The 9,315-nt window shown below is 53.0% G+C and carries 7 protein-coding genes; 1 reads left to right on the top strand and 6 read right to left on the bottom strand.

Features of this window, described 5'->3' with window-relative positions; all coding sequences use genetic code 11:
• The first annotated feature begins 61 nt into the window (after positions 1-61).
• Positions 62-3,277, top strand: a complete 3,216-nt coding sequence (locus FJ147_24945; protein ID MBM4259133.1) for a hypothetical protein — start codon at positions 62-64, stop codon at positions 3,275-3,277.
• A 7-nt stretch (positions 3,278-3,284) separates the two neighbouring features.
• On the opposite strand, the gene FJ147_24940 is transcribed toward FJ147_24945, so the two are convergent.
• The 6 genes from FJ147_24940 to FJ147_24915 form a co-directional block, all read right to left on the bottom strand.
• A complete protein-coding gene (locus FJ147_24940) occupies positions 3,285-3,611 on the bottom strand; it encodes a tetratricopeptide repeat protein (protein ID MBM4259132.1) in 327 nt (108 codons plus the stop codon).
• The gene (locus FJ147_24935) at positions 3,607-4,662 is read right to left on the bottom strand and encodes a superinfection immunity protein (GenBank protein MBM4259131.1); all 1,056 of its coding nucleotides are present in this window, start codon (positions 4,660-4,662) and stop codon (positions 3,607-3,609) included. The genes FJ147_24940 and FJ147_24935 overlap by 5 nt, the downstream gene beginning before the upstream one ends.
• A gap of 405 nt (positions 4,663-5,067) precedes the next feature.
• Positions 5,068-5,673, bottom strand: a complete 606-nt coding sequence (locus FJ147_24930) for a hypothetical protein (GenBank protein ID MBM4259130.1) — start codon at positions 5,671-5,673, stop codon at positions 5,068-5,070.
• A 132-nt stretch (positions 5,674-5,805) separates the two neighbouring features.
• Positions 5,806-6,510, bottom strand: a complete 705-nt coding sequence (locus FJ147_24925) for a hypothetical protein (protein ID MBM4259129.1) — start codon at positions 6,508-6,510, stop codon at positions 5,806-5,808.
• A gap of 688 nt (positions 6,511-7,198) precedes the next feature.
• A complete protein-coding gene (locus tag FJ147_24920) occupies positions 7,199-8,296 on the bottom strand; it encodes a site-specific integrase (protein ID MBM4259128.1) in 1,098 nt (365 codons plus the stop codon).
• Positions 8,297-8,665: 369 nt separating this feature from the next.
• A complete protein-coding gene (locus FJ147_24915; protein ID MBM4259127.1) occupies positions 8,666-9,262 on the bottom strand; it encodes a HipA domain-containing protein in 597 nt (198 codons plus the stop codon).
• Positions 9,263-9,315 lie beyond the last annotated feature (53 nt).

Genomic DNA, 9,315 nt, shown 5'->3' with positions numbered 1-9,315 from the left:
GCTGTCGCCGCTGCCTCCTGGCGTGTATCGCGTGAGCGTGGCAAAGACGGGCTTCCGGCCCATGGCACGCACGGATCTGACGCTGGCCGTGGATCAAACCGCTCGCATGGACTTCACGCTGGAACTCGGAACGGTGAGTGAGTCCGTGGAAGTCAGCGCAACCGCTGTGCAGATCGATCAGGACACTTCGGCGCTCGGTCAGGTGATCGACGGATCGAAGGTACTCAACATGCCGCTGAACGGGAGAAGCCCTCTCCGGCTGACCCAGTTGACTCCGAACGTGGCGGTGGCGCCCACAGGTAACGGGCAGTTTCAGGATATCCCGGTGAACATGATGGACGACTCGATGATTTCCATCAATGGCGGGCGCGCTCGTTCAAACGAAGTGCTGGTGGATGGAATCCCGACGACCACGGGATTCGTGAATGTCATGACCACGGTTCCCAATGTCGACAGCACCCAGGAGTTCAAGGTGCAGAGCAACAACCTCTCCGCCGAGTGGGGCCGGTTTGGCGGCGGTGTCATCAACGTTTCCACGCGCAGCGGCACCAACCAACTGCACGGTTCGCTCTTCGAGTTTCTTCGCAACGACGCATTTGACGCGAACGAATTCTTCAACCGGGGAGCTGGGCGCGCCATTCCCGCTTTCCGCATGAACCAGTTCGGTTACGCCGTGGGTGGACCCGTCGTTTTGCCGAAGATCTACGACGGCCGGAACAAGTCGTTTTTCTTCACCGACTACCAGGGCAGCCGCTGGCGGCGGGGACAGGTTTTCCGGGGAACAGTGCCTACGGCGCTGCAGAGTCGCGGGGATTTTTCGGGCACGCTCGCCCAGAACGGTCAGCCGATCCTGGTGTACGACCCGCTCTCCACCCGGCCCAACCCGGCGCAAGCGGGACGTTTCCTGCGCGATGCTTTTCCAAGCAACGTCATTCCCGTCAACCGGTTCGACCCGGTGGCCAGAGCCATGAACGCCTATTACCCCGCGGCCAACACTAGCGGCGATCTTTTCACACAGAACAACAACTACATCAACAACGCGCCGATTCGAATCGATCAAGCGAACGTGGGCAACCGCCTGGATCACTACTTCAGCCAGGCGTGGCGCATGTTCGGACGGGTTTCGCTGCACCGCTCCACGATTGGCCAACCCGATACCTTCGGCAACATCGCTACGCCGGGCGGGCTCAAAGGCGTGGCGCTGAACAACGCTTCCGCCGGAATGGATCACACGGTGACGTTGAACGCCGCGTCGGTATTCAACGTGCGGGCGGGTTTCGCGCGGTTCTTCTGGACGCGCCAACTCTTCAGTGAAGGCTTTGACGCCACTCAACTGGGGCTTCCCGCGAGCCTCGTGCGCGCGTTTACAAATCCGCTCTTCCCGGAGGCGAACATCGAGGGCATGGCCGGCTTGAGCGGAAGCGGCATGTTGCGCTCCGGCCAGAACAGTTACTCGCTGCTCGCGTCGTACTCGCGGTTGGCGGGACGTCATAGCTGGAAGACCGGATTTGAAGGCCGCGCGCAACGGCTGAATGTGTTCAACCTCTCGTCAGGATCCGGAACCTTTGGATTCACACGGGCGATGACGCGGGGTCCCGACCCGAATGTCGTGGTCCAGAACGCGGGTGTAAGCTTTGCCAGTTTCCTGCTGGGCGCGGCGAGCACCGGTCAGGTCAATATCGCCAGCGGCCACACGCTTCAGAACTTCTACTACGCCGGGTATGTTCAAGACGACATCCGCGTGAATCGGCGCCTGACGCTGAATCTTGGTTTTCGCTACGAGACCGAAACGCCATTCACCGAGAAGCGAAACCAGTTCCATAGTTTTGACCCGGCGCTGGCCAGTCCGGTGCGCAATCCGTCGTTTCCGAATCTCACCGGCGGATTGGTCTACGCGGGAAAGGACAATCGCCAGGCCTACCGCCGGGATGGCAACAACTTCGCCCCGCGCTTTGGATTTGCCTTTACCCCGTTCGACCGCACCGTCATTCGCGGCGGCGCTGGCCTCTTCTTCGCGCCGTTCGGCACCGGGGGCGACGGAACAAACGGCGCCGTACCCGACGCCGGCTTCAGTTCCGTTTCGCCCATGGTTGCCTCCCTGGATGGCCTGACCCCGTTCCGCTTCCTGCGCGATCCGCTGCCGGAGGGCCTGACCCTTCCGACGCGCGATCGTCTGGGCGCCAGCACATTTCTGGGACAAGCCGTAAATCAGTGGGATCCGGCCGCCGTCACGCCGTACACTGTTCAATGGAATCTGGATATCCAGCGGGCATTTGGCAGGGACTTCATTCTGGATACGGCCTATTCGGCGAATCGCGGCGTGAAGTTGAATCAGGTCCGGCAGCTCAACGCGCTGTCGCCGGATCTGCTGAGTCTCGGTACTGGATTGCAGGCACTGGTGCCGAATCCCTTCTTCCCGAATATCACCGCCGGTGCGCTTAGCCGTCCCTCCGTAGCGCGGCAGCAATTGCTGCTCCCCTATCCGCAATACAGCGGGGTTTCCACGTTCAACTCGAGCTCGGGCAACTCGATCTATCATTCGCTGGCGGTGAAATTCGAAAAGCGCGCATCGAGAGGCGTTGGTTTCTTGCTCGCCTACACGCTTTCGAAGTCGATCGCGGACGTCCGCAATTCGGTCGGCGCGAACGGGAATGCGCAAAACGTTGGATTGAACACCACGGTGCAGAACTGGTTCGACTTGCGAGCGGAACGCGCCATCTCCGAAATCGACGCCACCCACGCCTTTGCCGCCAGCGTCGTGGCCGAACTCCCCTTCGGAGCCAACAAGCGATTCTTCTCCGGCTCTCGCGGAGTGGCCGGAAAGCTGATCGGCGGCTGGCAGTTATCGGGTGTTTCGCGGAGCCGCAGCGGCTATCCTCTCGCCATGTCGGCGACCATCCCGAACGGTGGGAATCGTCCGAACTCCACAGGCCGGAGAGCAGAACTGCCGGGAGGGCGATCGCGGAACGAACAGGTGGCCAAGTGGTTCGATACCTCCGCATTTACACAGCCCGCACCCTTCACGTTCGGCAATGTTTCCCGCACGCTGCCGGACACGCGCGGGCCAGGGAGTTGGCTGGTGGATCTCTCGCTGGTAAAGGACACCGCGATTCGGGAACAATGGAAGCTGCAGTTCCGCGCGGAGTCGTTCAACGTCATGAATCGCGCAAATTTCTGGCTGCCCAACACGCTCGTGAACAGCACGCTGTTCGGTCAACTGGTGACGACGACGGGGCTTCCCAGAGTGAATCAACTGGCGCTGAAGTTCCTATTCTGACCGCTCCTCAGGGAAGCAGCCGCCTCGGCGCCTGTTTCCGGTACTGATCCTTCCAATACGACGCCCGTTTCGGCTCGATCTCAGCCAGCAGGGCGTAGGCCTCTTCGAGCAGCGGCTCCAGCCGGATCGCCTCCTCCGCCTCGCGTTTGGCATCGTCCCGCTTGCCCGCGCTGAGCAGCGCCGCCGCCAGGTTCAGCCGGGCAAGCGAACTATTCGGCTCCTGCGTCGCAGCGTCCGAAAACCACGCGACCGCGCCTTCAAACTTCTTCTCCTTCAGGAATTGCAGTTCAAGGAAACCCCTAAGAGTTTTGGCTGGTTCGCAATCCGCCTTAATCTTTCAGGCACCGGAATCCGACAGTTCTCTTTCGTGCGTTTGGAGGGTCGCCTTCACGGCTTGAGACGCGTACAAGGTGTGACATTGAGTGGCTAGATCCACCACGCGCAACCTTTGAGCGCACATCGTAGTTGCTATCGGTCCACTCCCAGACATTACCCAACATGTCATAGAGTCCATAGTTGTTTGGTTCTTTCCCTTTCACTTCATGAAATATAAGGTCGCCGGTTAGATCGCTGTTGAACTCGAACCAGGCGAATCGACTCAACTCTAGCTTCCAGGAAAAGGTACCTGGAAGAGGACCGTCAGGTATAGGAGGATAAACCGGTCCCTTAGTTCCTCCTCTGGCTGCATACTCCCATTCTTCTTCCTTCGGCAAGCGCATTCCTGCCTGCTGGCAATATTTTTCTGCCTCATGCCATGTCACTTGGTGAACTGGCAACTGTTCTCCCTTTTGGGCACTTGGGTTTGTTCCGGTGACTCGTCTAAAGGCTTCCTGCGTTACCTCGCTCTCTTGAATCCAAAAGCCACGTTGGATCTTGACCTGCCTAGTTTTTTCATTGTCGGGACATTCTTCATGGTTTTCCTGGTGGCTTAATGAACATCCGAATTGGAATTGTCCAGCGGGTATCCAGCGCAGGGCGATTCCGTCCGAGGACTTTTGTGCGGTTGTTTGGCAAGCCCCAAGCGACAGCAACTCGGGCACAAACCAGTAACCTAAAGCAATAATTAATAAAATATCTGGTAAAACGGAAAGTGCTCTTTTGCCTAGTTCATACCATACGGTCCTCGGAGGTAAGATTGGTGCGTCGAATATGTCCTTTGACATTTCGGCATTTAACAGTGGCCTTACGTCTTTGGTTAGAGACCAAGCAAGTGCCGCAACCCAGCCGAGAAAAGTCCATCCGAGGAAAAGATTGATGATGAAGATCGGTGTGGAGTTATTATGACCCCGCAGTTTCGAAACGAAACTGGGAGTAAAGTAGATTAGTAGATAGACCGTTAAGGCTTTTCCGACCAGAAAAGCGACGGAACAAAATATTTCGAACATGAGGGAATCGTCCTATTAGAGAGTTTTTGAAACTTCTTCGTCCTTCATCCATAGTAATGCTTCTTCAGCGTTTTCGGCTTGCATCGTCTGTAGCGAAACCTCCAAAACAAGGCTTCCCGTAAGGATTTGGTCGCTCCGCTCCGCCAACCGGTTTCGGCTGGCAGTCGGATGATTGAATAGTCGATGCTCCCTGGCGTCTTGGCTGCTGGCACTCATCAAATTCCCTTGTCCTTGCACCATTGGCACAAACAGAACGTTCAGAAAACTGACGAAGAGAATGAATCTGAGAAGGCTCATTGGTGTCCTCATCCCAGATTCTATCGCACCAAAAAGGAATTTTTTTCGTACGGCAAATTCTGGTGCGGCAACTGCAACAGAATCAGCAGTGATGGATGCCCCCTGGAATCACGTTTTTGGTACGGATTCAGATTTCAGCTTCTGGTACGCATTGAACGCCGTCATTGGGGGAATCCCCAGTTCTGATCCGATGTCCCGCCAAGATTTTCCGCATTCGTCACGCAGTTGCACCAGTTGATCCCGGCGGAAAATTTTCTTGGGTCGACCCAAGGTTTTTCCTTTTTCCTTCGCTGCCTTGATTCCGCTAACGGTTCGCTCTCGAATCAGCTCACGTTCGAACTCTGCAATTGATGAAAGAATGTTAACCAACAGTCTGCTGGTCGGATTTGCTCTGTCCGTGTCTATCCCTTGGGAAATGGCAAGAAAACGAATGTTCAGGGATTCCAGCACCTGCAATTGCTGTGCCATGTGCACCACAGAGCGCCCAAATCTGTCCAACTTGTAAACTGCAACAGCATCGAATTTCCGCATTGAAGCATCTGACATCAATTCGTTGAGTGCTGGACGAGATACCTTCGCACCAGAGAAACCGGTATCGACGTACTCAGCAAAGATTTCCCAATTCATCTTTTCTGAAAAATTTCTCAGCTCCCGCAACTGCGCTTCACAATTTTGATCGGAGGTAGAGACTCTGGCGTAGATAGCGACCTTCATCTTGAAATCGTACCATAAACCTGTACTGAAACGAGTGAAGATTTTCAGGGTGCCGTTTGAATCGCTCCCAAATCTAACCTATAGGTCCTTCCACCGCCTCCACCGGCAAAAGAAAAAACTTTTTCAAAGCAGTTAACGAGTCCACGATTCCCGCAACTTATTGAAGGTATTGCACTTATCAGCCGGCCCCATATTTTCTATTGGGCGTAGTGGGGTACTGGCGGTACTGGGTTTAATATTGTGTTGCCTTGCATCCTTATATAAGGGTCCAAGCCAGATCCGCCACCTGAGATCGGAAAAATCTATTTTTTGCTTCTTGAGAAGATTGAGCTTCTTTAAACTTTTGCAGAATTGTGATCTTGCGCTTCTTCTTTTGGCCACGTTCAGCAGTACACGTTCTTCCTTCACATTGTTTTGGGTGCAGATGTAGCGGCACCATCCTATAGGATCATCGACTTGCTTCAAGTTCCAAGGTGAAGAATTCTTCCGGTCCATGAATTTTGAAATCCATTTCCAATCCCCTTCTTGAAAGAAGATTCTCATCTTCGCTCTTTCCACATCTGCTGAAATTTTAGATGTTTTTGATGTCAGAATCAGGTGACAATGAATTTTTCCTGATGAAGCAGAAGAGACGAGAATGCCGCCATAGAGGATGTCGGCATCGGTGTACAGGCATAATCTCGTCAGGATCCTCTTTAGATCTTCCTCTGCTGAAACCATGCAGGATGTTGAAAATTGCAGCGTGAGAGCGAAACTGGCGAAATTGCTGGTGAATCTGCTGGAGAGGCTTTGGAAGAACGCTTTTCGCATCTCCGAAGTGAACTTCTCCGGCTTCATGACACCTTCTCTATGCTGATCTTGATGGTGGAGGTTTTGTTCTTCTCCAACATGTTCTTCAGTACCTGAAGTAGGTTTTGGAGGTTGACAATCTTCAAATCTAATTTGTCTTCATATATTTTTCTATTCATTTGTTCCTTCTTTCCATTCTTTATATTTCTTTATTATTTGTTTTAATGCTTTGGATCTAGTGGAAGATGTTTGCTTGGCAAATTCAACCAACCAATCGAATTCTGTTTTATCTAGCCACGTACTAGCGACGTACACTTCTTCGTTCATTTCTTTCAACTCCTTTATATTGATATAGATAGGTATCTGGTGAATTTGGGTATAGGTGTCTCACCAAGCATCCATTAGAGGATCTTGTGCGCCATCTCAGACACTAGCCTGGAATTTCACCACTGACTCATTAGGCGGATATAGGGCCTAAATGCTTGGATAAATGCCTATAGATATATTTATAATAGTATAACATTACTGTGTGGCAGTGTCAATATATGGCCTTCTGCGAAAATTACTGTTTTCCTGTAGTAACTCCACCCGTTCCAGAAAAATGCTTTAGAGCGGGGCTAAGGGTGTTTGGGTTGGGCTTTGGAGGGCAGGGGGAGAAAGTGGCAGGAAGGGGCGTTTCCGTGGCGAAGAATGGGGTTTTAGGTGTAGTTGGGCCTGAGGAGGGTCTTCAAGCGTACTAGTCGTCAAAAAGCTGACTGAGAGGGCCACTCAATAAACCTTCGACGGCTGTTTCTCTGCCCGTCAGTGTGGCTTCTCTTTTCCTCATTGCTTCATGAAGATCGGCTTCAGAAACGATATTGTATCGGTCGTAAACAGTCCGTGTTTTGTGTCCGGAGATTTTCATCGCTACCGAATCCGGAACACCTGCACGGGACATATTCCTGATGAAGCAGCGTCTTAGATCATGGAAAAGAAGATTTGGTAGTCCCGCTGCTTTTGCCGCTGACTTGAAAGCAGCATCAAAATTCTTGATTGGTTTGCCTCTGTAGGTGAAGACGTGGTCGCACTCAACTGTCATGGTCCTGAGCATAAACGCAGTCTGCTTGCTCAATGGGATAGTCCGGGACTCACCGTTCTTGGTGTCCCTTCCATCTATGCGAATAACGTTTGCCTCAAAGTCGACTTGGTCCCACTTTAGGCTCAGGAGTTCTCCTTTTCTGATTCCCGTTGAGTATGCAAAAATGATGATAGGAACAATATGGTCTGGTGCGTTTCTGCAAAGGTTTTCATATTCTTTATCTGTCAAGAATCCTTGTCTAGGTAGGCTCTCTGCCAGTTTTGGAATCTTGGGAAATGAATAGTCTGCAAGATTAAACGATTTTCTCAACAGCGACAATTCCCGGTTTATCGTCGCATTCTTCACGCCAGCATTTAGTCTGAATTCGATGTAGTCCTTTAAATCTTCTGCCGTCACGGCAGAGATCTTTTTACTGCCGAACTGTGGACGTAAGTGAGTCTCAACGACCAACTGTGCCCACCCTAAACTCTTGCCGTTGATCCTGTAATCCTTCAGTAGGCCATCCAGCAAAATCGAAACTGTGCCTTTTGCTCGAGGCTTGCGTTCTGCAAGAACCTTGGCCAACACCAATTGTGCGTCCCTCTTGTTCTTCGTCTTCGTTGATTCTCGGTAGCGTTTTCCGTCTAGGGTGTAGCTCATCCACCAGAAGGGGCTTTTCTTGTCCTTGTACAGCGGCATCACTATGACAATACCATCCTTCTGTCGATTTTCTGACAGGGAATTTGGATAAATAGAGGAGAGATGCTCGTATGCCATTGAAAAATATAGAGATAAAGAGGCTTTGGTAGATTCAGGTTCTAGTTCTCGCAAGGGAGTGGAGGTTCAAGTCCTCTCATCCGCACCAATAAAATCAATAAGTTATAGAGATTCTGACGCCCTCCACCGGAGGGCGTTTTAGCGTTTGTGGGACTATAGTGGGACAAATTTCGAATTCCGAGTGGTTGCGAAGCGTTCTTGGCTGTTTGGTTGGGTAGTCATGTGGGACTTTTGTGGGACAGATTTGTCCCACAAACGAAGCTCCTCAGCTGCCCTGACCGGGTGCCTGGCGACCGGTTTCGAGAGAGCGAAGTTGACTCGGTTTTGACCGTCGCCGAACTGACGAGAGGCGCTACGCCAGGCTCCCCCTCAACCCTCAAAGGCATTCGCCATAAGTTCCTGCTCGGCGCGGGGGATACGGAATCGCTTTGCCTCCTGCCGCCAGAAGCCGACCACCTCGCCGGTTTTTGAGACAATGGCTTTCGCCTCCGCGGAGGTCAAGCCGTAGGATCGGTGGGCCTCCAGTGCGATGGCCACATTGCACGTAGCGTCCACTTCGTTGATTGCTAAGGAAAGTTCATTGCGGTCAACCGCAGGATTGATGTCAAATGCTGGCGAGAGGGTGATCCCCTCGGGTCCGAGAAGGAAACCGTGATTCCGCAAATGATCATCCGTGTTGCGGATCAGTATGCTGAAGACAACGCGGCGGAACAATTCTCGACAGTCCTTCTGAGCGTGTGCCCCTTGTGACTGCAGCAAGTCTACGAGTTCGAGGTAACTTACGCCAGGTTCGCCATCGGTCCGTTGCGTGAGGGTCATCGCGGAGACGAAAGGTAAACGTCTTCCATTCGCAGTTCGATCGAATCTCTTGGCGAGAAAGGTGGTGTGGGCACTGTCCGGTACTCGGACTCCGCGGGCTAGCCTAACGTAAGAGGCCCCCCGGCTGTGCCGGGGTGGCAGTAGCAGTTTGACATTTCCGGGAGTCCATCAGAGAAACTCCAAACGTGAGCCGCCAAGCA

This window comes from Deltaproteobacteria bacterium, assembly GCA_016874775.1.
Classification (GTDB): domain Bacteria; phylum Desulfobacterota; class Binatia; order Bin18; family Bin18; genus VGTJ01.
Note: the sequence above shows the minus strand (reverse complement) of the source record. Positions and strands in the feature narration are given on the sequence as shown.